At 68.5% G+C, this 298-nt stretch carries 1 protein-coding gene; it reads left to right on the top strand.

Going from position 1 to position 298, the window contains the following annotated elements:
- Positions 1–298: hypothetical protein (locus BGIM_RS65380; protein ID WP_040892265.1), on the top strand; the 298-nt coding region annotated here is incomplete at both ends.

The following is a 298-nucleotide window of genomic DNA, read 5'->3' as shown; positions in this document are numbered from 1 at the left end:
GGAGATTCCGCCCGACGTCACGCCCACCCTGCCCCCGCCGCCGAAGAACACGGGGGACGCCTTCAAGACGCTCTCGGACCTGTCAGCCGCCTGGGCCGACACCCTGAGCGGGGGTCTGACCTCGATGGCCCGCAAGGGTCTGAACTACGACGACGCGGTGGACTACAACTCCGCCGGCTACTCGCTGGGCCAGAAGATCGGGTCGATCCACAGCCTCGCGATGGGCTTCGGCGGCATGGCCGGGGGCGGGCTGGGGATCGTGCAGCAGGCCATGAACGTCAACAATCTGGTGCAGGGC

The organism is Zavarzinella formosa DSM 19928 (assembly GCF_000255705.1).
GTDB classification, from domain to species: domain Bacteria; phylum Planctomycetota; class Planctomycetia; order Gemmatales; family Gemmataceae; genus Zavarzinella; species Zavarzinella formosa.
Note: the sequence above shows the minus strand (reverse complement) of the source record. Positions and strands in the feature narration are given on the sequence as shown.